Origin of the sequence: Burkholderia sp. KJ006 (genome assembly GCF_000262695.1) — a bacterium.
Lineage (GTDB): Bacteria > Pseudomonadota > Gammaproteobacteria > Burkholderiales > Burkholderiaceae > Burkholderia > Burkholderia vietnamiensis.
The window spans coordinates 951,146-974,191 of record NC_017920.1; the positions used below are offsets into that span (position 1 = coordinate 951,146).

The window sequence follows — 23,046 nt, forward strand, 5'->3', positions numbered from 1 at the left end:
GCGCCACGCCTCACGCGCGCGCTGCGTGCGCTCGCGTGCTGCGGCATTCGGTCACGTTTTCAGGAATTGATCCATGTCGTTCACCTTCGCCGCGCGCCCGCCGCGCGGACGGCTCGCGCTCGCGTGCGCGACCGCTTTCGTATGGCCGCTCGCGCAAGCGGCCCCGATCGACGGCGCGTCCGCCGATCCGACCTCCGGCGCGACGCGCGTGTCCGCCGACGGCGTGCCGTCCGCTGCCGTACCCACGCCCGCACCCACGCCCGCACCCACGCCCGCACCCACGCCCGCACCCACGCCGACCGGCGACACGCTCAGCGCCGTCAGCATCACTGCCCAGCGCCAAAGCGTCGATCCCGACACGCCGGCCGTCGTCGAGTCGATCACGCGCGAGCAGATCGACTCGCACACCAACACCAGCACCGAGGACGCGCTGAAGTACGCGACCAACCTGATGGTGCGCAAGCGCTACATCGGCGACCGCAACAGCGTGTTCGCCGGGCGCGACTTCAACGAGCTGCAGAGTGCGCGCGGGCTCGTGTATGCCGACGGCCTGCTGCTGTCGAACCTGCTCGGCTCGAGCTACGCGTATCCGCCGCGCTGGTCGCTGATCGCCCCCGACGACATCGCGCGCGTCGACGTGCTGTACGGCCCGTTTTCCGCGCTCTATCCGGGCAACGCGATCGGCTCGACCGTGCTGCTGACGACGCGCAAGCCCGACCGGCTCGAGGCGTCGGTGTCGACGCAGTTCTTCACGCAGCGCTATCGCGACGGCTACGGGTTCGCGGACAGCTTCGGCGGCAACCATCAGACGGCGAGAATCGCGAACCGCATCGGCAGGTTCTGGTTTTCGCTGTCGCTCGACCGGCTGGAGAACGATGGCCAGCCGATGCAGTATGCGAGTCCCAATGCCGCGTACAACCCGCGGCTCGGCGCGGCGGTGCCCGTGACCGGCGCGGCCACCGACATCGGGCCCAACGGCAAGCCGCGCACGATCGTCGGCGCGCAGAACATCGAGCGGACCGAGCAGCTCAACGGCACGGTGCGGATGGGCTATGCGTTCACCGACCACGTCGATGCGACCCTCACGCTCGGTCACTGGGAAAACCACTACCGGCAGCACGGCGCCACCTTCCTGCGCGACGCGGCCGGCAATCCGGTGTACGGCGGCAACGTGTCGATCGGCGGCCGCAACATGACCGTCGCGCCGAGCGCATTCGCGCCGCAGCGCGGCGACCAGGAGAACTGGCTGTACGCGCTCGGGCTGAACGGCCGGCTCGATTCCGGCTGGAGGCTGTCGGGCGTGGTGTCGGCCTACGACGTGTCGCGCGACGTGCTGCGCGCCGCGTCGACTGCACAAGGCGGTGCGGGGACGCTGTTCGACGGCAACGGCACGGGCTGGCGCACGCTCGACCTGAAGGCCGAGGCGCCGGACGTGCACGGTCATACGTTCACGTTCGGCTATCACTACGACAACTATTTCCTGCGCAACGTCACGTACAACACGGCCGACTGGCTGGCTGGGCCGAGCACGTCGGTCGCGAGCGTCTACCGCGGCGATACGCGCACGCAGGCGCTGTTCGCGCAGGACGCGTGGCGGTTCGCGCCCGGCTGGCTCGCGACGCTCGGCCTGCGCTACGAGCGCTGGGACGCCTACGGCGGCGCGCTCGGCAACGGGAGCGCCACGCTCGGCTACGCCGACCGCGGCGCGAATGCGCTGTCGCCGAAGGTCGCGCTGCAATGGGACGCGACCGACGTGTGGCGCTTCCGGCTGTCGTTCGCGACGGGCACGCGTTTTCCGACGGTAGGCGAGCTGTTCCAGGGAACGATCTCGAACAACGCGATCGTCAACAACAACCCGGGCCTGCGGCCGGAAAAGGCGATCGACTGGGATTTCACGGCCGAGCGCGACGTCGGCGTCGGCGTGGTGCGGGCGAGCGTGTTCCAGAGCGACTTGCGCGATTCGATCTACAGCCAGACGACGGTGTCGGGCGCAACGACGGTCACCAATATCTCGAACGTCGACCGCGTGCGCGTGCGCGGCGTCGAGCTCGCATTCAGCGGCCGCAACGTCGGGCTGCGCGGGCTCGACATCGACGCGAACGTGTCGGCGAGCAACGCGCAGATCCTGGCCGATGCCGCGAATCCGGCGTACGTGGGGTCGCGCTTTCCGCGCATCCCGCGCGTGCGCGCGAACCTGCTCGCGTCGTACCGCTTCGACGAACACTGGCTGGGAAGCGTCGGCGTGCGCTACTCGGGCCGCCAGTTCAACACGCTCGACAACAGCGACGTGAATCCCGACGTGTACGGCGGCACCAGCAACTTCACGATCGTCGATCTGAAGGCCCGTTACAGCTTCGACCGTCACTGGAGCGCCTCGGTCGGCATCGACAACGTGACCGACCGCCGCTACTACGTGTTCCATCCGTACCCGGGCCGTACCTTCTTTGGAGAATTGAAATGGTCGCTGTGAAATCGTTCGCGGCAGCTTGCGCGTTGTGGCTCGCAACGCTGTCGTGCGCCGCCGCGCACGATCTGCGGGATACGCACGCCGCACCGCAGGCGGCCGATCCGCATGCCGCGCACATGAGCATGCAGCCGGCGCCGGCGCAGCAGAAGCCGCCGCTCGCCACCGGCACGGCGTTCGATGCGCGGCACCGGCTGTGGGTCGCATGGGTAGAAGGCGCGCACGTCGTCGTCGCGCACTCGGATGACGCGGGCCGCACGCTGTCCGCGCCGGTCACCGTCAACGCGATGCCCGAGCCGATCTACACCAGCGCGGAAAATCGGCCGAAGCTCGCGACGAGCCCGGACGGCCGCGCGGTGTACGTGTCGTGGTCGATGCCGCTCGATGCGCCCTACACGGGGATGGTGCGCTTCTCGCGTTCGCTCGACGGCGGCGCGACGTGGAGCGTGCCGATCACCGTGCATCGCGACCGTCAGGCGATCACGCACCGCTTCGACATGATGGCCGTCGACCCGGCCGGCAACATCGCGATCGCGTGGATCGACAAGCGCGATCTCGTCGCGGCGAAGGCGGCGGGGCAGTCGTACGACGGCGCGGCCGTCTACTACGCGGTGTCGCGCGACGGCGGCGCGTCGTTCGAAGCGGAGCGCAAGGTGACCGACCACACCTGCGAATGCTGCCGGATCGCGATGGCCGTCGATCCGGCCGGCCGCATCGAGGCCGTATGGCGCAACGTGTTTCCCGGGCAGATTCGCGATCACGCGCTCGCGGTGCTGCCGATCGCGGCATCGGAGCCGGTCGTGCCGTTGCGCGCGACCTTCTCGAACTGGCGGGTCGACGCGTGCCCCGAGCACGGGCCCGCGCTCGCGATCACGCCGGACGGCACGCGCCACATCGCGTGGTTCGGCGTGGTCGACGGCCGCGCCGACGTGTTCTATTCGCGCATCGACGCAGACGGGCGGCCGCGCGGCGCGCCGTGGGCGTTCGGCGCGAATCCGGCGGCGCCGGACGAACAGGCGTCGCATGCGGCGCTCGTCGCGCGCGGCGACATCGTGTGGCTCGCGTGGAAGGCGTTCGACGGCGACACGATGCACATCAGGCTGCGCCGCTCGGACGATCGCGGCGAGCACTGGTCGGCGCCGCGCGACATCGCGTCGACGTCCGGCGCGAGCGACAACCCGCAGCTGCTCGACGATGCGGGCCGCATCTACGTGTCGTGGCGCACGCGTAACGACGGCTATCGGCTGATTCCGGTGGAGGGCGCGCAATGAAGCGAGGGTGGATCGTGGCGCTCGGCGCGCTGCTCGCGAGCGTGCCGGCATGGGCCGGCGAGCTGCAGCCGCTGCGTGCGGCCGAGGTCGCGACGCTGTACGCGAGCGCGCATGAGCGGCCGCTCGCCGTCGAGATCTGGTCGCTGGACTGCGGCTATTGTCGCGAGAATGCCGCGCATCTGGTGGCGTGGCAGCGCCGGCATCCGGACGTGCGGCTCGCGATGGTCGCGCTCGACGCTTACGACGACAGCGCTGCCGCGCTCGCCCACGCGCTCGCGCAAATGAACTTGCCGCCGCAAGTGGCGCAATACGCGAACGCGGAGCCGATGCCCGAGCGGCTGCGCGCGGCGCTCGATGCGGGATGGCGAGGAGAAATGCCGCGTACCGTGTGGATCGGCCGCGACGGTGTGCGCGACGCGCGCAGCGGCTTGCTGACGTCCGACGTGCTGGACGGCTGGCTGCGGCACGGCAACGGCCGCTGACGAGGACGGCGGCGCGCGAAGGGCTGCGCGCCGCGTCTCGGTGGGCCAGAAACGAAAACGCGCCCGAAGGCGCGCGAGAAGATCGTCAGGCCGCGCGCCTGAATAGCCGGATCACGAACAGCAGGATCACGGCGCCGATCACCGCGACGATCACCGAGCCGATGAAGCCGCTGCCGATGCTGATGCCGAGCAGCCCGGCAAGCCAGCCGCCGATCACCGCGCCGACGATGCCGACGATGATGTCGACGATCAGCCCGAACCCGCCGCCCTTGACCAGCAGGCCGGCGAGCCAGCCGGCGATCGCGCCGATGATGAGCCACATAATCAAGCCATGAGTCATGGTGATCCTCTCCTTGTGTTTGAGTCGAAATGACCGGACGCCGGCTGTTCTGCCGCATGCTGCTTGAAGGCGACAGTGCGACCCGCCGCGCCGCCTTCGCAATGTAACGCGATAGACGGGTCGGAATCGTTAAGTAATGTTATGCACGCTTAAACGCTTTTTCCAGCAGATTCGCCGGCTCACCGGGCGTGGTGCGTGGGAGAGGAGAGCGGTGTCGGGAGCGATGCTGGCTGAGCGGCGGCTGCCGCAACGTGGCGCACGGCAAGGTGTCGCAGCGGCAATCACGCGGCTGCGTAGCGCAGGCTGAATGAGAGGGAGAACGGGCGCACGCGGTGTTGCACGAACGTGGGTCGGAAAAAAGAAAAGGCCTGACGAGCATTACTCGTCAGGCCTTTATGTCTTGGTGCCGGAGATAGGAGTCGAACCTACGACCTTCGCATTACGAATGCGCTGCTCTACCAACTGAGCTACACCGGCAGCAGAGAAATGAAATTATATGGTCAAGTCCGAGATCTTGGCAATAGGTTTTGCGAAATTTTTTCAGCTTGCTGCTGCTTCTACTTCGCGAAACCGTCGATCCGGCGGGCTTGCCGCTTTCACTTCACTACGATGCGGCTTGTGAGGGCCGCATCGCGAAGGCGCGATTCTACTGAGGTCGCGCGCCTTCGTCCAGTGCTTCGATGCAAATTTATTTGCCTTCGTTGTGATAGGCGGTCACGCGCTCGACTTCGTTCTTCGAGCCGAGGAACACCGGCACGCGCTGGTGCAGGCCGGTCGGCTGCACTTCCATGATGCGCTGCGTGCCCGTGGTCGCCGCGCCGCCTGCCTGCTCGACGATGAACGACATCGGGTTCGCTTCGTACATCAGGCGCAGCTTGCCCGGACGATCGGGCGTGCGCTTGTCGGCCGGGTACATGAAGATGCCGCCGCGGTTCAGGATGCGGTGCACGTCGGCCACCATCGACGCGATCCAGCGCATGTTGAAGTTGTCGCCGCGCGGGCCTTCCTTGCCGGCGTTCAGTTCGGAGACGTAGCGCTGCACCGGCTCGTACCAGTGGCGCGCGTTCGATGCGTTGATCGCGTACTCGCGCGTGTCGGCCGGGATCTGCATGTTGCTTTGCGTGAGCACCCACGATCCGACTTCGCGGTCGAGCGTGAAGCAGTTCACGCCGTTGCCGGTCGTCAGCACGAACACCGACTGCGGGCCGTACACCGCATAGCCGGCCGCGACCTGTTCGGTGCCCGGTTGCAGGAACGATTCCTCGGTGGCCTGCTTGCCGTGCGGGCAGCGCAGCACCGAGAAGATCGTGCCGATCGACACGTTCACGTCGATGTTCGACGAGCCGTCGAGCGGATCGAACACGAGCAGGTATTCGCCGCGCGGGTAGTTCGCGGGGATCGGGAAGAACGTTTCCATTTCCTCCGACGCCATCGCGGCGAGGTTGCCGCCCCATTCGTTCGCGTCGAGCAGGATCTCGTTCGACAGGATGTCGAGCTTCTTCTGCACTTCGCCCTGGACGTTCTCGCTGCCGGCGGTGCCGAGTGCGTCGCCGAGCGCGCCCTTCGACACGTTGTAGCTGATCGCCTTGCACGCGCGGGCGACGACTTCGATCAGCAGCCGCAGGTCGGCGGGCAGGTTGTTGGTCTCACGCTGCTGCTCGATCAGGAACTTGGACAGCGTGGTGCGGCGGGCAATGGACATGACAGACTCCGAAAGGCCAAAGAATCCTTGAATTGCCGCAATTTTACCCGGCACGCCCGTCGCGCCGCCGCCTTTTTTCGTCCGGTTACATGGACGCGACGCGCCCGTGCGGTGGCCCCGCCCGAGCCTGGCCGGTGTGGAGCCGATAAAAAAGCCGGCGCCGCAACGAGGCGGCGCCGGCTTGGTCGCAGCGGCAGGCGATGCGTCGCGCGCGTTATGCGAGCGCCTTCTCGACGATCTCGCGCACGTCGCGCGATTTCGCGCCGGCCGCGACCTGCTCCAACGCTTCGCGCATCCGGTCGCGCAGCGTCGGCGTGAAGCGGCGCCACAGTTCGAGCGAGCGGGCGAGGCGCGCGGCGACCTGCGGATTGATCGCGTCGAGCGCGAGCACCTGCTCGGCCCAGAACGCATAACCCGAGCCGTCCGCCGCGTGGAACTGCGCCGGGTTCGCCGCGCAGAAGCTGAAGATCAGCGAGCGTGCGCGGTTCGGATTCTTCAGATTGAACGCGGGATGCGCCATCAGGTTGCGGACCTGCGCGAGCGTCGGCCGCGCCGGCGTGCCGCGCTGCGCGGCCTGCATCGCGAACCACTTGTCGATCACGAGCGCCTCGTTCTCGAAGCGGCGGTAGAAGTCGCCGAGCGCGCGCTCGGCCGCGTCCGTCGCACCGGCCGCAGCGCCCGCCAGCAGCGCGCCGAGCGCGGCGGCGCGATCGGTCATGTTGTTCGCCGCGTCGTACTGCGCGGTGGCGATGCGCACGGCTTCGGCCGGATCCTCGAGTTCGGCGAGATACGCGAGCGCGAGGTTCTTCAGCGCGCGGCGGCCGGCCGCGTCGGGCGTCGGTTCGTACGCGCCGGGCGTCTGATGCTGCTCGTATGCGGCCAGCCACTCGGCGCGCAGCGCGGTCGCGAGCTGGCGGCGCACGAACTGGCGCGCGCGGTGCACGGCGGCCGGGTCGGCTTCGGCCATCTGGTCGGCCAGATAGGTTTCCGACGGCAGCGTCAGCGCGAGCTCGCGGAACGCGGGCGACAGGCTGTCGTCGGTCAGCACGCGGCGGAACGCGGCGATGAAGTTCTCGCCGAGCGCGAGCGGCTCGTTCGCTGCGGCGCGCGCGGCGAGCGTGAGCAGCGCGCGCGTCGCGAGACGCTGGCCGGCTTCCCAGCGGTTGAACGGGTCGCTGTCGTGCGCGAGCAGGAACGCGAGATCGTCGTCGCTGTAGTCGTACTCGACGATCACCGGCGCCGAGAAGTTGCGCAGAAGCGACGGCAGCGGCTCTTCCGCCACGTCGACGAACGTGAAGGTCTGCTCGGCGGCCGTGAATTCGAGCACGCGCGTCGTGCCCGACGCCGCGGCTTCGCCGTCGAGGCGCAACGGCAGATCGCGGCCGTCGCGGCCGATCAGGCCGAGCGCGAACGGAATCAGCAGCGGCCCTTGCTGGGTCGCGCGCGCGGCCGGCGACGCGTCGCCGTAGCCCTGCGCGAGCGTGATCGTATAGCGTCGCGCGGCCGCGTCGTAGGCGGTGCGGACCGACACGCGCGGCGTGCCGGCCTGGCTGTACCAGCGCTCGAATTGCGCGAGGTCGCGCCCGTTCGCGTCGGCCATCGCATGCCGGAAGTCGTCGCAGGTGACCGCGTGACCGTCGTGGCGCTTGAAGTACAGGTCCATCCCCTTGCGGAAGCCGTCGCGGCCGAACAGCGTCTGGTACATCCGCACGACTTCCGAGCCTTTCTCGTAGACGGTCATCGTGTAGAAGTTGTTGATCTCGACATAGCTTTCCGGGCGTACCGGATGCGCCATCGGGCCGGCGTCCTCGGCGAACTGCAGCTGGCGCAGCACGCGCACGTCCTCGATGCGCTTGACCGCGCGGGCCGCCGACGCGACGTCGTCGCCCGCGGCCATGTCGGCCGAGAATTCCTGGTCGCGGAACACGGTCAGGCCTTCCTTCAGGCTCAGCTGGAACCAGTCGCGGCAGGTCACGCGATTGCCGGTCCAGTTGTGGAAGTACTCGTGGCCGACCACCGATTCGATGTTCGCGAAGTCGGTGTCGGTCGCGGTCTCGGGGTTCGCCAGCACGTACTTCGTGTTGAAGATGTTGAGCCCCTTGTTCTCCATCGCGCCCATGTTGAAGTCGCCGACCGCGACGATCATGAAGCGGTCCAGATCGAGCTCGAGGCCGAAGCGCCGCTCGTCCCAGCGGATCGAATGGATCAGCGAATCCATCGCATGGCGCGTCTTGTCGAGATCGGCCGGTTCGACCCACACCTGCAGCAGTTTTTCCTTGCCCGAGCCGGTCGTGATCTTCTCGTCGATCGCGACGAGCTTGCCCGCGACGAGCGCGAACAGATAGCTCGGCTTGCGGAACGGGTCTTCCCATTTCGCGAAGTGGCGGCCGTCCGGCAGCTCGCCCGAGTCGACGAGGTTGCCGTTCGACAGCAGCACCGGGTACGCGGCCTTGTCGGCGCGCAGCGTGACGACGTACGACGCCATCACGTCCGGCCGGTCGACGAAGTAGGTGATGCGGCGAAAGCCTTCGGCTTCGCACTGCGTGAAGAAGTTGCCGCTCGAGACGTACAGGCCCGACAGCGTGGTGTTCTGGTCCGGCGCACATGCGCTGTCGAGCGTGAGCTCGAACGCGTCGGGCACGTTTTCGACCGTCAGCCCGTGTTCGTGCGCGCGCACCGCGCCGTACGGCGCGCCGTCGAGCCGTGCGCCGAGGAAGTCGAGCGCTTCGCCCATCAGCTCGAGATGCGGTGCGGGCGCGGCGTCCGGGTTGCGGCGCACGCGCATCGTATTCCTGACGACCGTGCGAGCCGGTGCGAGATCGAATTCGAGTGCGACGGAGTCGATGAGGAAGGCCGGCGGCGTGTAGTCGGCGCGGCGGATCACGGTGGAGGAAGCGTTGTCGGACATGGTCGTCGAGGTCGGTGGAATGGGGATCGGGCCCGCGGCGCGGGCCGGGCGAGTCGGGTCATTGTACAAAGGCTTGCGCCCGCGTGCCGCGCGAACTTTTTGCGGGCTCGGGGAGTCCGCGTATCATCGGCATCCCGTGCGCTTCGCGCGGTGCGACGCGCGGGTGACGGATCGACGAGGATCGACATGAAACGCGAATGGATACGACGCGGTGCGGGCTGGGCGGCTGCGCTGGCCGTGGCGCTGCTGACCGGCTGCACCAGCTACGTGACGACGCAGGTCACGGCCTTCTCCGACTGGAGCGGCAGCGACGCGACACGCACCTATGCGTTCACGCGCACCGACGCGCAGAAGCAGAGCATCGAGCAGTCGACGTACGAGCCGATCGTCGCGAACGAACTGTCCGCCTATGCGTTCCGGCAGGTGCCGGCCGCGCAGGCGCGCTACCTGGTGGGGCTCAGCTATGGCGTCGGCAGCGATCTGGTGACGGTGCCGCAACCCGTCTATTACGACCCGTGGTTCATCGGTCCCGGGCCGTACTGGCGCGGCGGGCCCTGGGGGCCATGGGGCCCGTGGGGACCGATGCCGGCCGGCTACGTCGCGCAGACCTATCAGGTCTACGACTACACGCTCGGCATCCGCATCACCGAGCGTGCGACCGGCAAGGAAGTCTATAACGTGACCGCGCGCACCACCGGCGACAACGGTGCGCTGCTGTACGCGATGCCGTTCCTCGCGCGCAGCGCGCTCGCCGATTTCCCGCTGTCGAACGGCGCGATCCGCACGGTGCGGCTACCGGTCGACAAGCATGGCGGGCCGGCCGCGCCGGCTGCCAACGAGCGCGCGGTGCCGGCGGTGCCGGCCTCGGCTGCGGCGGTCGCGAAGTAAATAACGCGCGCGCCGCGCGGCCCACACGAGCGCGGCCGAGGCGCCGCGCCGCGGCCCGCTTGCTTCAGGAGCCGACGCCCAGCAACGCCAGCGCGCCGAGCACGACGAACAGCACGGCCGCGATGCCGTGTACCAGCTTGGTCGGCAGCCGGTGCGCGAAGCGGTCGCCCAGCAGGATCGCCGGCACGTTGGCGAGCATCATCCCGAACGTCGTGCCGGCCACCACGCCGATGTAATCGTGGAAGCGCGCGGCGAGTGCGACGGTCGCGATCTGCGTCTTGTCGCCCATCTCCGCGAGAAAGAATGCAACGAGCGTCGCGCCGAACACGCCGAGCCGCGAGCGCGTTGCGCTCGCTTCGTCCTCGTCGAGCTTGTCCGGTACGAGAATCCACAAGCCCATCGCGATGAACGAGAACGCGAGCGCCCAGCGCATGATCGACGGCGTGACGAGCGCGCCGAGCCATTCGCCGAGCGCGCCGGCGAGGCCGTGGTTCACGAGCGTCGCGGCTAGCACGCCGAGAATGATCGGCACGGGCTTGCGATAGCGCGCGGCCAGGACGAGCGACAGCAGTTGGGTCTTGTCGCCGATTTCAGCGAGAGCGACGGCGCCGGTGGAGATCAGGAAGGCTTGAGACACGTATGGGGTTCCACGGGCCGAGGTTGTGCGTGCGAGCGACGATTCGCCGCGCGCCGGGCCCTGATGCGGCGCGCAGTGAACCATCGGTCTCGCCAGGCCACGGTGGCTGCGTCCGCCATGGCCGAACGGCCAAGTCTGTTGACGGACGCCTCCGTCACGATGCGCGCCGGTGGCGCGGGACATCGAGCGGAGCGGCTACTCCCCAATGAGCGGCGAATTCTAGCACGGCAACGCGCGCGTGCGGCGCGCCTGCGGCTGCGCCGGCGCCGGCTGCCGCGTGGGCCGCGTCGGTGCCGGCAGCCTATGTGTCAGGCGGCGGCCCGGCGTGCGGCGCCGCGCTCGTGCACGAGCCGGCCGGCCGCGTAGGTGCGGTACACCGCGCGATCGTCGCCGAGCAGCGCGAACGCGAACAGCAGCTCCTCGAGCGACTCGGCGCGCTGCGTGCGGCGCGCGAGCAGCGGCGTGGCCTGTGGGTCGAGCATGATGAAATCGGCTTCGCTGCGCGGCGCGAGCGTGCCGACCGTGTCGGCGAGATCGAGCGCCTGCGCGGCGCCGGCCGTCGCGAGCCAGAACATGCGCGTCGCGGTCAAGTGATGGCCGGACAGACGCGCGACCTTGTGCGCCTCGTTCATCGTCTGCAGCATCGAGAACGACGTGCCGCCGCCGACGTCGGTGGCGAGCGTGACGGGCACGTCGAATTCGCCTGCCTTGTCGAAATCGAACAGCCCGCTGCCGAGGAAGAAGTTCGACGTCGGGCAGTGCGCGACCACGGTGCGCGTGTCGGCCATCCGCCGGCGGTCCTCGTCGTCGAGGTGGATGCAGTGGCCGTACACGGCGCGCGGGCGCAGCAAGCCGTAATGGTCGTAGATGTCCAGATAGCTGCGATGGCCGGGGAACAGCTCGGCCGCCCATTTCACTTCATCGACGTTCTCGGCGACGTGGCTTTGCACGAACACGTCCGGATGGCGGCGCGCGAGCTCGCCGCAGGCTTCGAGCTGCGCTTCGGTCGAGGTCGGCGCGAAGCGCGGCGTGAGCGCATACATTTGCCGCCCGTTGCCGTGCCAGCGGCCGATCAGCTCGGCGCTGTCGTCGTAGCCCGACTGCGCGGTGTCGCGCAGGAACTCTGGGCAGTTGCGATCCATCAGCACCTTGCCGGCGATCATCCGCAAGTCGCGCGCGTCGCTCGCCGCGAACAGCGCGTCGGCCGACTGCTTGTGCACCGTGCAGTAGACGAGCGCGCTCGTCGTGCCGCATGCGAGCAGCTCGTCGAGGAAGAACTCGGCGACCTCGCGCGCATGGTCCGGATCGGCGAAGCGGCGCTCGGTCGGGAACGTGTACGTGTCGAGCCACGGCAGCAGGCCGGGCGCCGGCGACGCGATCATGTCCGTCTGCGGGTAGTGGATGTGCGTGTCGATGAAGCCGGGCACGATCAGCTTGTCGCGCAGGTCATGGACGATCGCGTCGCGCGCGAGCGTCGGCGCGAGCTGCGCATGCGCGCCGTGCGCGACGACCTTGCCGTCGTCGACGATCAGTAGGCCGTCGGTCTCGTAACGGGCGGCCTGGCTCGACTGCGCCGGATCGCCGTTGAAGGTCAGCAGCTGGGAACGGAAAGCGGTTTGCGTCATCACGAATGGTCCTGCATCAAGGTAAGGCGAACAGAAGAAAACGGTCGGTGCGGCCGACGGCATCGGTCGGCCGCGCCTGCATGCGCATGCGTGTCGCGACGACGAGCATGCACGCGGGCCGCGATGACGCGTACGCGCGGGAAGGGCGCGGCCGATAGCGCCGGGCTGCCCGCAGCCGGCGGCGTGCCCGCTGTTGCTCGCGCTGCCGCAGCCGGCCGCCCGACGCACCGCGCCGGCGACCTTCGGTGCGCATCGGCGCGCAGGGCCGTTTCCGTCCGGCCGACGCATGCGGCGAGGTCCGGGCTCATGCTCGCCGGGCGCGTCGCGTGCGCTTCTTGCGCTCCGTGCGACGCGTTCGCCCGACTGAGCGCCGAGCCGTGCATCGCGAAGCGGATGTCGTTGCGGCGTTTCATCTGTCTAGCGAACCTCGATGCGGGCCGTCATCCGGCGTGCCAGTACGCGTCGAGCCGCGCGATCAGCGCGTCGCGCTGCGCGGCGTCGACGAACGACGCTTCGAAGCCGTTGCGGATCACCGCGTAGACTTCGGCGTCCGTCAATTGCAGGCCGTCGACCGTCGCGAAGTAGTTGTCGTTGACGTAACCGCCGAAGTAGGCCGGATCGTCGGAATTGATGGTCACCGCGACGCCGCGATCGAGCAGCGCCTTCAGCGTGTGCTTGGCCATGTCGTCGAACACGCACAGCTTCAGGTTCGACAGCGGGCACACGGTCAGCGCGACGCGCGTGCGCGCGAGCCGTTCGACGAGCGCCGCATCTTCGATGCTGCGCACGCCGTGGTCGATGCGGTCGACCTTGAGCACGTCGAGCGCTTCGTAGATGTAAGCGGGCGGGCCTTCCTCGCCCGCATGCGCGACGAGCTTGAGGCCCAGCGCGCGCGCCTTGTCGAACACGCGCGCGAACTTCGTCGGCGGATGGCCGAGTTCGGACGAGTCGAGGCCGACGCCGATCAGCCGGTGCCGATAGCGCTCGAACAGCGGCAGCGCCGCTTCGAACGTCGCGAGCGCATCGTCCTCGGACAGATGGCGCAGGAAGCACAGGATCAGCTTGCTCGACAGCCCGCGCTGCTCGGCATCGGTGAGCGCGCGGTCGATGCCTGCAACCACCGTCTCGATCGGCACGCCGCGTTCGGTATGCGTCTGCGGATCGAAGAACAGCTCGGTGTGCACGACGTTGTCGGCGCGCGCGCGTTCGCAGTACGCGGCCGTCATGTCGTAGAAGTCCTGCTCGGTGAGCAGCACGCTCGCGCCCGCATAGTAGATGTCGAGGAACGACTGAAGGTCGGTGAACGCGTACGCGGCCCGCAGCGCGTCGATCGACTCGTAGGCGAGCTTCACGCCGTTGCGCTGCGCGAGCGCGAAGATCAGCTCGGGCTCGAGCGAGCCTTCGATATGGATGTGCAGCTCCGCTTTCGGAGCGCGTGCGATCTTGTCCTTGAATGTCGGGGTCATGGCGTCGTTCTTGGTCGGTCAGAATGTTGGGGAAGCGTGCGCGGCCGCGTTCGCGTCGACGGCCTGCAGCAACTGCGCGGCCACCGCGATCGCGATCACTTCGGGCGCCTTGTCGACGATGCCTTCGACGCCGATCGGGCAGTGCATCCGGGCGAGCTGGGCCGGATCGATGCCGATCGCCGCGAGTCGATGATCGAACTGCGCGCGCTTGGTGCGCGAGCCGGTCATCCCGAAGTACGCATAGTCGGCGCGTCGCAGGATGCGCTCGGCCAGCACGAAATCGAGCGCGTGGTCGTGCGTCGTGACGATGAAGTACGCGTGCGGCGGCGCGGCGTCGACGGCGTCGGCCGGGCTGGCCAGCGCGTCGATCGCGAGATTGCCGATGCCGGCCAGTGTCGCGGCCGGCGGAAATGCCGCATCGGGCCCGTCGATCCAGCGCACCTGACACGGCAGCGTCGCGAGCACCTTGACGAGCGCGGCGCCGATCGGGCCGGCGCCGAACAGCACGACGGGGAACGCATGCGGCGCGATCGTTTCGGTCATCAGCGACACGCCGCCGGTTTCCCACAGCAGGCAATCGGCGCGGGCGCCGGGCGCCTCGGGCTCGCTCAGCAGCGGCGCACCTGGCGAGGGGCCGAATGATACGCTACGCACGGTCGCCGCGCCGGCCGCGACGCGCTTCGCGAGCGACATGATCCAGCCGAGATCGCCGACGTCGAGCCGCTCGAACGCGAGCACGACCGCACCGCCGCAGCACTGCCCGAGGCTCGGGCCGAGCGCGAGCCGCTCGAGCCGGCGCGCATGCGCGGTGTGCGCGCCGTCCTTCAGCAACTGCCTTGCGAGTTCGATCGCTTTCCATTCGAGGTGTCCGCCGCCGATCGTGTGGCGCGCGCCGTCGCGCGTGACGAGCATCTTGGTGCCGGCTTCGCGCGGCGCGGAGCCGTCGGTGTGCGCGACCGTCACGAGCACGACTGCTTCGCCGTGCGCGAGCAGTTGCTGCAGATCGCCGAGCCAGGCTTCCATCAGCACGCTCCGTTCGGGACGACACGGCGTGACGCGCGGCGCGTGTCGACCGGCGCGGCAAGCGGTGCGGACGAGAGCGGGGCGCGCCTGTCGCACGGCCGGTGCCGGTCGACGGCGCAGCATCGAATGCGCGTGGAAACGACGCCGCACGAGGTGCGGGCGCGATGAGGGTGACGGATGCGGATGGTGTGCGTTGTCATGATGAATCCAGTCGACATTGCGGATCGGGCGCGCGTTACGCAGGGGTGTGACCGCTTGGCCTCGCGCACGTAGATCGCCATCCAGTCGGGAAGATAACACCGCGACGCGCCGGCAACATGGCGGCGCGGTGATCCGGGCTATCAGACGGCGATCATGTCGATCATAGGCCGGCTGCGCACGGGCAGGGCGCCGAGGTGCGCGGCGCGGGCGGAAACGCGCGTGCAGAGGGGTTGCGCGAGCGAGCTGGGGAATCGGCGCGGGAGGCGTTGAGGGTTCGAGCGCGCAGGTGGAGCGGCGCCGCGCCGGCTGTCTCGCGCCCGATGGACGCGGCCGGTGCGGCTCGGCCGCGTCGCTTCAGCGTGCGAGTTTGCGGCGATGGCGCCAGAGGCTCGACACGGCGGCAATCAGCATCACCGCGAACGCGATCAGCGCCCAGCCCGGCAGCAGGATGCCGAAGATCGGCGGGTAGACCGTCTCGCACAGGCCCGCGACCTTGAACATGCCGGGGAACCATTGCGCGGGCGGCAGGCTGTCGACGATCGGCTGCAGCGTGTCGAAGCCGCAGCTGAAGCCCGGATTCAGCTGGATCGACAGATGCCGGGCCGCGGTGCCGACGCCGCCGGCCGCGGCGATCGCGATCAGCAGCTCGAGCACCCAGATGCCGCGCCAGTGGCGCATCCCTGCGGCAAGGAATGCGAAGATCCCGATCGCCGCGAAGAAGTAGCGCTGGATGATGCAGAGCGGGCACGGGTCTTCGTTCTTCACGTACTGCAGATAGAGCGCGCCGGCCAGCAGCGCGATGCACACCCAGCCGAGCAGCATCAGCAGGCGGCGTTCACGGCGGAGTGCGAGCGTGTAATCGTTCATGTCGGCGGGATTCCTGTCGTTGGTCGGTCCGATAAACAATCGCGCGATTTTAGCGCGAACGATCTGGCACGAAACTGACAGATCGTTCGCGGCGGCTCGTCGCCGACGTTGGGTCCGGCACGGCGTGCGCCGTCACGACCGTTGCGCGCTCACCGGATCGTGTTCAGCACGGCCTCGACGGCCTGGCCGATCGCGAGCAGCGCATCGTCGCGGTGCGGCGCGGCCGCGAGCATCAGCCCGACCGGCGCCGCGCCGCGCGGCTGGCACGGCAGCGACAGCGCGCATGCATCGAGGAAGTTGAACGCGGCGGGGTTGCGCAGGACCAGTGCGTTGGTGTGCGCGAACGCGGCGTCGTCGGCCTCGAGGTCGGCGATGCGCGGCGGCACGATCGGCACCGTCGGCGCGACGAGCGCGTCGAAGCGCGACCACACGGTGCGCGCCGCTTCGTCGAGCATCGCGGCGCGCGCGGCGAGCAGGTCGAGATAGTCGGCCGCGCTCGCCGGCTCGCCCTTCAGAATGCGCGCGAGCACGCGCGGGTCGTACCGGTCGCGGTGCTGCGCGAGCAGCGGGCGGTGCCAGGCGTATGCCTCGATCGGCGAGAAGCCGAACCGGTTGACGTCGGGCAGCGTGTCCAGCGCCGGAAAGCGCACGTCCGAGACGATCGCGCCGGCCGCTTCGAGATGCTTGAGCGACGCGTCGAGCGCCGCGGCGACGTCGGCGTCGACGCCGTCGGTCACATAGTTCGTCAGCACGCCGAGCCGCACGCCTTCGAGCGGACGCGCGGCCGGCACATGCGGCTCGAGGCCGGCCAGCACCCGGTCGACGAGCGCGCAGCAGGCCACCGTGAGCCCGATCGGGCCGAACGAGTCGAGCGTGGTCGACAGCGGTACGGCGCCGCCGGTCGGGATCCGGCTCGCGGTCGGCTTGAAGCCCGTGAGCCCGCACAGCGCGGCCGGGATGCGGATCGACCCGCCGGTGTCGGTGCCGAGCGCGACGGCCGCCATCCCGTCGGCCACGGAGGCCGCCGCGCCGGACGACGAGCCGCCGGCGATCCGCGCGTCGCCCGGGACGTCGCGGCGGTACGGCGAGCGCGGCGTGCCGAAATGCGGGTTCAGGCCGAGGCCGGAAAACGCGAATTCGCTCATGTTGGTGCGGCCCACCAGCACCGCGCCGGCCCGCCTGAGCCGCGCGACGGCGACCGCATCGGCCTGCGCGGGCGGCGCGCCGTCGAGCACGCGCGAGCCGGCGCGGGTCACCTGGCCCGCGACGTCGAACAGATCCTTCACCGACACCGGGATGCCGGCGAGCGGCGACAGCACGATGCCCGCGGCGCGCAGCCGGTCGTGCGCGTCGGCGGCCGTGCGCGCGTGGTCGGCATCGACTTCGGTGAACACGACGGCGCCCTGGCCCGACGGGTCGGCGATCCGCTCGAGCGCGATGTCGACGAGCGCGCGGCTGGTGGTCCTGCCGGCGGCGAGATCGTCGGCAAGCTGGGCGAGCGGGGGAAACGGCGTGAAGGTGGTCATGGGCGGCTCAGGGACGAAGATGTTGGACAAGCGTGGCGCGAAACGAATCGATGTGGTGCTCGACGGCCGCACGCGCGCCCGCGGCATCGCGCGCGGACAGGCGCTCGAACAGTTCGCGGTGTTCGCGCTGGACGGCCGACAGATGCTGCGGCTGCGACAGCGTGACGAACCAGAAGCGCAGCGAGCGCTCGTGCAGCGCGCGCAGGATTTCCGCGAGCACGTTGTTGCGCGCGGCGGCGGCGATCGTCTGATGGAACGCGCGGTCGAGCTCCATCATCCGCTCGACGTCGTGCGTGTCGACGCAGGCCTGTCCGTCGGCGAGCAGCGCGGCCAGACCGGCAAGATCGTCGGGCGTCGCGTGGCGGGCGGCGAGTTCGACGCAATGCGCTTCGTTGATGCGCCGCACGTCGACCACCGCGACGATTTCGTCGAGCGACAGCGGCTGCACCAGCAGCCCCTTGCGCGGCCTCACCGACAGCAGTCCCTCGAGCACCAGCCGGTGCACGGCCTGATGGACGGGCGTGCGGCCGATGCCGGTGCGGGCGACGAGTTCGGCTTCGTTCAGCGCGGCACCGGGCGGCAGGCGCATCGTGACGATGTCCCGCTGGATCAGCGCATATGCGCGCTCGGCGAGGCTGGCGGCCGGTGGCGCGGATCTGCCGCGGCCGGCATCGGGTACGGTGTTCATGCGAGAGCGGCGTTGATCGGCCGGCCGGACGCGGTCATCGCGTGGGCCGCCGACGGCGAGGACGATCGGTGGATAGTATTGTGATATATCACTGCTGTCCACCGTGCCGGGACGGTGGCGAAGGCGGGCGCTTCGCGGGTTCTGCGCGGAATGCGACGACTTGCAACAGTATCGACAGGATGTTGCTGGTTTACCGCGCGATCGTACGCTGACGCATAATGAATCCTCGTCAATCCAATACGCGCGAGCGACGTACCAGACCATCGTCATGAGCGAAACCACGCCTTCCCCGGCCGGTCTGCCCGGCACCTTTTCCGCTTCCCCCGATTCCCGCCGTTCCGAGCCGCCGCGAGCAGCCGATGTTCCCGCCGCTCCCGCTGCCCAGGCCGCTGCCGCCCACGACGTTGCCGACGACGGCGCCTCGCCCGTGACGGCTGCGTCCGAGCCGGGTGCCGCCGGCACGCCGGGTGCCGCTGGCGAAGCGGCGCCGCCGAAGCCCGGCGCGGCGCCGCCCGGTTTCGGCGCGCAGCCGGATTTCGACACGCCGCGGCCGCCGCCCGCGAGCGCGCAGAACGCGCCGCCCGCGTACCTGAAACAAAGCGACACGCCGTGGTCGGTGGTCGGCCGGATCATCGCGGCGCGCGCGCGGCGGCTGTTCGACCGCGCCGGCCAGCGCATCACGCAGCGCACGCTGCGCATCGGCGTGTCTGCGCGGATCTTCCATCCCGAGCCGGGCGCCAAGGGGCTGCGCGGCAAGACGCTGCAGTATCTCGAGGAATCGATCGCGCATTGGGTGATGTCGCGCGACGTGCTGGTGTTCATGATTCCGACCGTCGGGCATCAGGGCATGCTGCACCCGAGCAACATCCGCCTGCGCGACTACGCGAAGCATCTCGACGGCCTGCTGCTGCAAGGCGGCGCCGACGTGTCGCCGCAAACCTACGCGGCGTCCGATGCGCGCCCCGAATGGCCGGGCGACCGCGTGCGCGACATGTACGAGCTCGAGCTGTTCCACGAGTTCGTCGAGTCCGGCAAGCCGGTGCTCGGCGTATGCCGCGGCTGCCAGCTGATCAACGTGGCGTTCGGCGGGTCGCTGTATCAGGACATCGCCAGCGACGTGCCGACCGCGAACGCGCACGTGAGCGAGCATTACGACCAGCATCGGCACGCGATCCGCTTTCCCGATTCGTCGACGCTCGCGAGCATGTTTCCCGGGCGCAGCGAGGCGATCGTCAATTCGATCCACCATCAGGCGATCCGCGATCTCGGCCGCGACCTGAGCATCGAGGCCGTGTCGGCCGGCGACGGCATCATCGAGGGCATCCGCTATCGCCGCGCGCCGTTCGTCGTCGGCGTGCAGTGGCATCCGGAGTTTCATCGCGCGGGCGGCGCCGAGCTGCTCGACTGCACGCCGCTGCTCGACGCGTTCCTGCGCGCCGCACGCGATACCCGCCTGTAAGCCCGCGTCGGGATGGCCGGCAGCAAGCCGGCCGCGGGACGACCAATTCGAGATGCGGCCGTCCGGTTTTGCACGATAATCGCGAGTCCCGATTCGTTCGCCGGAGTCTGACGTTGGCCTCTCGAGATTTTTCCCCTGCGCGTTGCGCCACGTGGGTCGTTGCAATCGCCGCTTGCGCGTACGCCGGTGCGGCGTGGTCCGACGATGCGAGCGCGCCCGTCGCCGGCACGCGCCCGGCGGTGACGAGCCTGAGCGGCGACGCGGCCTCCGCCGGACCGGCCACGTCGCCCACGGCGGCGGCCGATGCGACCGCGCAAGGCAACGTCGCCGAACTCACGCAATTGCTGCACGACGGGCGAATGGTCGAGATGCGCACGACCTACAACGGCAGCTATGGCGCGAGCCTGATGTTCGATTCGCGCGAGATGACCTATTACGTCGCGCTGTTTCAGGACAAGCAGCTGTGGCGCGTGATCAAGTCGCAGGACAAGAGCCGCGCGCAGATGGTGTACGAGAACTTCGTCCAGCAGACGGTGCAGCTCGCGGACGTCGAACTGCGCCGCACCGAACTGCAGGCGCAGAAGGTGTTCCTCGAACGCGTGATCGCACTGCAGGCGAATCGCGCGCAGCAACTGCAGGCCGATCTGAGCATCGCGCGCAGCCAGCAGGCAGAGGTCGCGCAGCGGCAACGCTCGGCACGCGAACAGGCGCAGGCGCTGCAGGTGGAGAAGCGCGCGGCGCAGTTGCAGTTGCGCGATCTGCAGGAGGAGGTGCGGCAACTCGAGCGTCAGGCCGAGACGGGGTTGCCCGCGCACAAGTGACGACGCGCCGGTCCGTGGATCGACGTACGAACGAAACCCGGCGAAGCATGCTTCGCCGGGTTTTTTGTTTGCGGGTCAGTCAGCGGGTGTACCGGTCGGGTGCGTCGGTCAGGCGGCGGTGCGACAACCGGGCGGTCCAGTCGAAACCGGTGGTGGGCATCGTGGCCCGACGCGCGGGGAGTTCCGCCTGCAACGCATCGGCCAGCGCGATCAGCGTGAGCAGATCGTCGGCTGCATCGTGCGATGCGTCGGGATGGGGCAAGCGGTGCGGGTGGTCGAGCGATGCCGTCTGCGACGTGCGGCCTGTGATCGGCCATGCGGCCGCAGGTCGCGTAGTGGCCGACGCGTAGCGTCGCGCAGATAGCGTGCGCACGATGTTCGATCGATGCGGCGGCGTGTCCGCTGCCGCGACCGACGCGAGCGGCGATGGTGCGGGCGCGGTGGCCGCGGCGCGCGCGCGGCGCGCTGCTTCCGATGATGTCGGCACGGGCTGCGCTGCGGCGCGCGGATGAGCCGGGACGACGACCGAGGCATTCGGCGCGATCGGCTCGGTCGTCGCGACGCGCACGGCAGCCGCCGCTGGCGCGGCGTGGGGCTGCATGACGGCGGCGTGCTCACGTGCGGGCTCCGGCGCGAAACGCGGGAACGGTTCATGCGTGGCGATCAACGCGCCGATGATGCCGAGCGCGCCGATGCTCCAGCACGCGGCGTGTAACGCCCGCCGATCGCGCGGGCGTCCGGCAGTACGAACGATGGACCGATCGGCGGTGGGAGCGACAGACGGCGGCTCAACGGTCAGCGGTAGCCAGCGGCACGCGCGATGCGGCGCGTCGATGTCGACGCATGAGGTCGTCAGCGTGGCGACGCAGCGCGTGCGGCGTCCGGCGCCGGACGCGGGACGGAACGTCCATTCGCGGCCGAACGACGGCACGCCGCCGAGCGGCGCGACGCGGGGGGAGGGCGAGTTTGCCTTCGACGGGAACGGCGGGCGGCTGGATCATGGACGGATACGCAGTGCGAAGCGACCACCGCGCCGGACCGGGCGCGGATCGCCGCGCAAATCCTGACATTGTGGTGAGCCGATCGCGATCGGTCGATCAGACCGATCTGATTTTGGCGTGCCGACCGCCCCGTCTGGTACGACCCGTACGCAGCGACGCACGCCGCACGGCCGGCACCGCGGGCACTGCGGGCACAAGGCAATTGTCGGCTTCGCATGGCATTATTTTCAGACCACGCCGGCGACGTCCGTGCGCGCCGGGCCGGTGCGTCGCCCATCGCGGCCTTGCCACATCGCTGCATCGCCACGGCGCGAACGCCGCCCCATTCGAGTCGAGAGAAAAACATGTCCACCACCACGCCTGCCGTCGCGACGGAATCGAAGGTCCGCACCGTATTCCGCGTCGTCAGCGGCAACTTCCTCGAAATGTACGACTTCATGGTCTACGGCTATTACGCGTCGGCCATCGCCAAAACGTACTTCCCGAGCGGCAACGCGTTCGCATCGCTGATGCTGTCGCTGTCGGTGTTCGGCGCGGGCTTTCTGATGCGGCCCGTCGGCGCGATCGTGCTCGGCGCATACATCGACCATCACGGCCGCCGCAAGGGGCTGATCCTGACGCTGGGGCTGATGGCGCTCGGCACGCTGACGGTGGCCGCGGTCCCCGGCTACGCGACGATCGGCGTGCTCGCGCCGGCGCTCGTGCTGCTCGGCCGGTTGCTGCAGGGTTTTTCGGCGGGCGTCGAGCTCGGCGGCGTGTCGGTCTATCTGTCGGAGATCGCGACGAAGGGGCACAAGGGCTTCTATACGTCGTGGCAATCGGGTAGCCAGCAGGTGGCGGTCGTGTTCGCCGCGTTCGTCGGCGTGCTGCTGAACCGTATGCTGCCCGCCGACCAGATGACGGCATGGGGCTGGCGTATTCCGTTTCTGATCGGCTGCCTGATCGTGCCGTTCCTGTTCCTGATCCGGCGCTCGCTGAAGGAAACCGACGAATTCCTCGCCAAGCATCATCGTCCGACGATGGGGGAGATCATGCGCTCGATGCTCGAGAACTGGGGCGTCGTGATCGCCGGGATGGGGATGGTGATCATGACGACGGTGTCGTTCTACATGATCACCGCGTACACGCCGACCTTCGGCAAGGAAGTGCTGCACCTGTCGTCGCTCGATGCGCTCGTCGTGACCGTGTGCGTCGGCCTGTCCAATCTCGTGTGGCTGCCGTTGTCGGGCGCGCTGTCGGACCGCATCGGCCGCCGCCCGGTGCTGATCGCGTTCACGGTGCTCACGCTGCTGTCGGCCTATCCGGCCGTGCAGTGGCTCGTGGGGGAACCGTCGTTCCTGCGGCTGCTCGCGGTCGAGCTGTGGCTGTCGTTCCTGTACGGCTCGTACAACGGCGCGATGGTCGTCGCGCTCACCGAAGTGATGCCGGCCGACGTGCGTACCGCCGGCTTCTCGCTCGCATACAGCCTCGCGACGACGATCGGCGGCTTCACGCCGGCGATCTCGACGCTGCTGATCCACGAGACCGGCAACAAGGCCGCGCCGGGCCTGTGGTTGAGCGTCGCCGCGATTTGCGGGCTGATCGCGACGCTCGTGCTGTACCGCACGCCGGAGGCGCGCAACCAGTACAAGGCGGCCTGATGCCTCGCGTGTGACACGCCGAACGAACAACGGAGCG

18 protein-coding genes, 1 tRNA gene and 1 riboswitch are annotated in these 23,046 nt (G+C 69.1%); of the genes, 7 read left to right on the forward strand and 12 right to left on the reverse strand.

What is annotated here, in order from left to right; translation table 11 throughout:
* Positions 1–73 precede the first annotated feature (73 nt).
* From MYA_RS04375 to MYA_RS04385, 3 genes are read left to right on the forward strand one after another with little or no spacing between them, the layout of a single operon-like run.
* The gene (locus MYA_RS04375) at positions 74–2,470 is read left to right on the forward strand and encodes a TonB-dependent receptor (RefSeq protein ID WP_014722653.1); all 2,397 of its coding nucleotides are present in this window, start codon (positions 74–76) and stop codon (positions 2,468–2,470) included.
* Positions 2,458–3,735 (forward strand): sialidase family protein, encoded by a 1,278-nt coding sequence (locus MYA_RS04380; RefSeq protein ID WP_014722654.1) that lies wholly within the window; start codon positions 2,458–2,460, stop codon positions 3,733–3,735. The genes MYA_RS04375 and MYA_RS04380 overlap by 13 nt, the downstream gene beginning before the upstream one ends.
* Complete coding sequence (locus MYA_RS04385) at positions 3,732–4,217, forward strand: TlpA family protein disulfide reductase (protein WP_041493788.1); 486 nt, start codon at positions 3,732–3,734, stop codon at positions 4,215–4,217. Before MYA_RS04380 ends, MYA_RS04385 begins: the two co-directional genes overlap by 4 nt.
* A gap of 85 nt (positions 4,218–4,302) precedes the next feature.
* Here the strand turns inward: MYA_RS04385 and MYA_RS04390 are convergent, their stop codons facing one another.
* The 4 genes from MYA_RS04390 to pepN all read right to left on the reverse strand — a co-directional run bounded on the left by MYA_RS04390 (position 4,303) and on the right by pepN (position 9,167).
* Complete coding sequence (locus MYA_RS04390) at positions 4,303–4,557, reverse strand: GlsB/YeaQ/YmgE family stress response membrane protein (protein WP_006476609.1); 255 nt, start codon at positions 4,555–4,557, stop codon at positions 4,303–4,305.
* Positions 4,558–4,958: 401 nt separating this feature from the next.
* Positions 4,959–5,034 (reverse strand) — tRNA-Thr (locus MYA_RS04395).
* A gap of 211 nt (positions 5,035–5,245) precedes the next feature.
* Positions 5,246–6,259, reverse strand: coding sequence for a class 1 fructose-bisphosphatase (locus tag MYA_RS04400; protein ID WP_011883759.1), 1,014 nt, complete (start codon positions 6,257–6,259; stop codon positions 5,246–5,248).
* Between the two features lie 214 nt (positions 6,260–6,473).
* Entirely contained in the window at positions 6,474–9,167 is a 2,694-nt protein-coding gene (pepN, locus tag MYA_RS04405) for an aminopeptidase N (protein ID WP_014722656.1), read from the reverse strand.
* A gap of 186 nt (positions 9,168–9,353) precedes the next feature.
* Between pepN and MYA_RS04410 the strand changes: the two genes are divergently transcribed.
* The gene (locus MYA_RS04410; protein WP_011883763.1) at positions 9,354–10,055 is read left to right on the forward strand and encodes a DUF4136 domain-containing protein; all 702 of its coding nucleotides are present in this window, start codon (positions 9,354–9,356) and stop codon (positions 10,053–10,055) included.
* Between the two features lie 64 nt (positions 10,056–10,119).
* Here the strand turns inward: MYA_RS04410 and MYA_RS04415 are convergent, their stop codons facing one another.
* The 7 genes from MYA_RS04415 to MYA_RS04445 form a co-directional block, all read right to left on the reverse strand.
* Positions 10,120–10,692 (reverse strand): TMEM165/GDT1 family protein, encoded by a 573-nt coding sequence (locus MYA_RS04415; protein ID WP_014722657.1) that lies wholly within the window; start codon positions 10,690–10,692, stop codon positions 10,120–10,122.
* A 94-nt stretch (positions 10,693–10,786) separates the two neighbouring features.
* Positions 10,787–10,908, reverse strand: a riboswitch (yybP-ykoY riboswitch).
* A 92-nt stretch (positions 10,909–11,000) separates the two neighbouring features.
* Positions 11,001–12,317 carry a guanine deaminase gene (guaD, locus tag MYA_RS04420; protein ID WP_014722658.1) on the reverse strand — a complete coding sequence of 439 codons (1,317 nt, stop codon included), beginning with the start codon at positions 12,315–12,317 and terminating at the stop codon, positions 11,001–11,003.
* Positions 12,318–12,757: 440 nt separating this feature from the next.
* The gene (locus tag MYA_RS04425; RefSeq protein ID WP_014722660.1) at positions 12,758–13,783 is read right to left on the reverse strand and encodes an adenosine deaminase; all 1,026 of its coding nucleotides are present in this window, start codon (positions 13,781–13,783) and stop codon (positions 12,758–12,760) included.
* A gap of 18 nt (positions 13,784–13,801) precedes the next feature.
* Positions 13,802–14,806: a xanthine dehydrogenase accessory protein XdhC gene (gene xdhC, locus MYA_RS04430; protein ID WP_011883770.1), complete on the reverse strand. Its 1,005-nt coding sequence runs from the start codon at positions 14,804–14,806 to the stop codon at positions 13,802–13,804.
* A 555-nt stretch (positions 14,807–15,361) separates the two neighbouring features.
* Complete coding sequence (locus tag MYA_RS04435) at positions 15,362–15,874, reverse strand: disulfide bond formation protein B (RefSeq protein ID WP_011883773.1); 513 nt, start codon at positions 15,872–15,874, stop codon at positions 15,362–15,364.
* 149 nt (positions 15,875–16,023) lie between these two features.
* The gene (locus tag MYA_RS04440) at positions 16,024–17,400 is read right to left on the reverse strand and encodes an amidase (RefSeq protein ID WP_014722661.1); all 1,377 of its coding nucleotides are present in this window, start codon (positions 17,398–17,400) and stop codon (positions 16,024–16,026) included.
* Positions 17,401–17,407: 7 nt separating this feature from the next.
* Positions 17,408–18,088: a GntR family transcriptional regulator gene (locus MYA_RS04445; RefSeq protein ID WP_014722662.1), complete on the reverse strand. Its 681-nt coding sequence runs from the start codon at positions 18,086–18,088 to the stop codon at positions 17,408–17,410.
* A gap of 268 nt (positions 18,089–18,356) precedes the next feature.
* Between MYA_RS04445 and MYA_RS04450 the strand changes: the two genes are divergently transcribed.
* Both MYA_RS04450 and MYA_RS04455 read left to right on the forward strand, forming a co-directional pair.
* Positions 18,357–19,547, forward strand: coding sequence for a gamma-glutamyl-gamma-aminobutyrate hydrolase (locus MYA_RS04450; protein ID WP_011883779.1), 1,191 nt, complete (start codon positions 18,357–18,359; stop codon positions 19,545–19,547).
* A 113-nt stretch (positions 19,548–19,660) separates the two neighbouring features.
* Positions 19,661–20,368: a DUF2968 domain-containing protein gene (locus MYA_RS04455; protein ID WP_041493789.1), complete on the forward strand. Its 708-nt coding sequence runs from the start codon at positions 19,661–19,663 to the stop codon at positions 20,366–20,368.
* A gap of 79 nt (positions 20,369–20,447) precedes the next feature.
* Here MYA_RS04455 and MYA_RS04460 read toward each other — a convergent pair whose 3' ends face one another.
* Complete coding sequence (locus tag MYA_RS04460) at positions 20,448–21,299, reverse strand: hypothetical protein (protein ID WP_014722666.1); 852 nt, start codon at positions 21,297–21,299, stop codon at positions 20,448–20,450.
* 414 nt (positions 21,300–21,713) lie between these two features.
* Between MYA_RS04460 and MYA_RS04465 the strand changes: the two genes are divergently transcribed.
* On the forward strand, positions 21,714–23,009 hold the full coding sequence (locus tag MYA_RS04465; protein ID WP_011883785.1) for an MFS transporter: 1,296 nt from the start codon (positions 21,714–21,716) through the stop codon (positions 23,007–23,009).
* The last annotated feature ends 37 nt before the right edge of the window (positions 23,010–23,046 follow it).

Coding starts and splice junctions, on each gene's coding strand:
- MYA_RS04375 (WP_014722653.1), top strand. CDS start 74: ATGTCGTTCACCTTCGCCGCGCGCCCGCCGCGCGGACGGCTCGCGCTC.
- MYA_RS04380 (WP_014722654.1), top strand. CDS start 2,458: ATGGTCGCTGTGAAATCGTTCGCGGCAGCTTGCGCGTTGTGGCTCGCA.
- MYA_RS04385 (WP_041493788.1), top strand. CDS start 3,732: ATGAAGCGAGGGTGGATCGTGGCGCTCGGCGCGCTGCTCGCGAGCGTG.
- MYA_RS04390 (WP_006476609.1), bottom strand. CDS start 4,557: ATGACTCATGGCTTGATTATGTGGCTCATCATCGGCGCGATCGCCGGC.
- MYA_RS04400 (WP_011883759.1), bottom strand. CDS start 6,259: ATGTCCATTGCCCGCCGCACCACGCTGTCCAAGTTCCTGATCGAGCAG.
- pepN (WP_014722656.1), bottom strand. CDS start 9,167: ATGTCCGACAACGCTTCCTCCACCGTGATCCGCCGCGCCGACTACACG.
- MYA_RS04410 (WP_011883763.1), top strand. CDS start 9,354: ATGAAACGCGAATGGATACGACGCGGTGCGGGCTGGGCGGCTGCGCTG.
- guaD (WP_014722658.1), bottom strand. CDS start 12,317: ATGACGCAAACCGCTTTCCGTTCCCAGCTGCTGACCTTCAACGGCGAT.
- MYA_RS04425 (WP_014722660.1), bottom strand. CDS start 13,783: ATGACCCCGACATTCAAGGACAAGATCGCACGCGCTCCGAAAGCGGAG.
- xdhC (WP_011883770.1), bottom strand. CDS start 14,806: ATGGAAGCCTGGCTCGGCGATCTGCAGCAACTGCTCGCGCACGGCGAA.
- MYA_RS04435 (WP_011883773.1), bottom strand. CDS start 15,874: ATGAACGATTACACGCTCGCACTCCGCCGTGAACGCCGCCTGCTGATG.
- MYA_RS04440 (WP_014722661.1), bottom strand. CDS start 17,400: ATGACCACCTTCACGCCGTTTCCCCCGCTCGCCCAGCTTGCCGACGAT.
- MYA_RS04445 (WP_014722662.1), bottom strand. CDS start 18,088: ATGAACACCGTACCCGATGCCGGCCGCGGCAGATCCGCGCCACCGGCC.
- MYA_RS04450 (WP_011883779.1), top strand. CDS start 18,357: ATGAGCGAAACCACGCCTTCCCCGGCCGGTCTGCCCGGCACCTTTTCC.
- MYA_RS04465 (WP_011883785.1), top strand. CDS start 21,714: ATGTCCACCACCACGCCTGCCGTCGCGACGGAATCGAAGGTCCGCACC.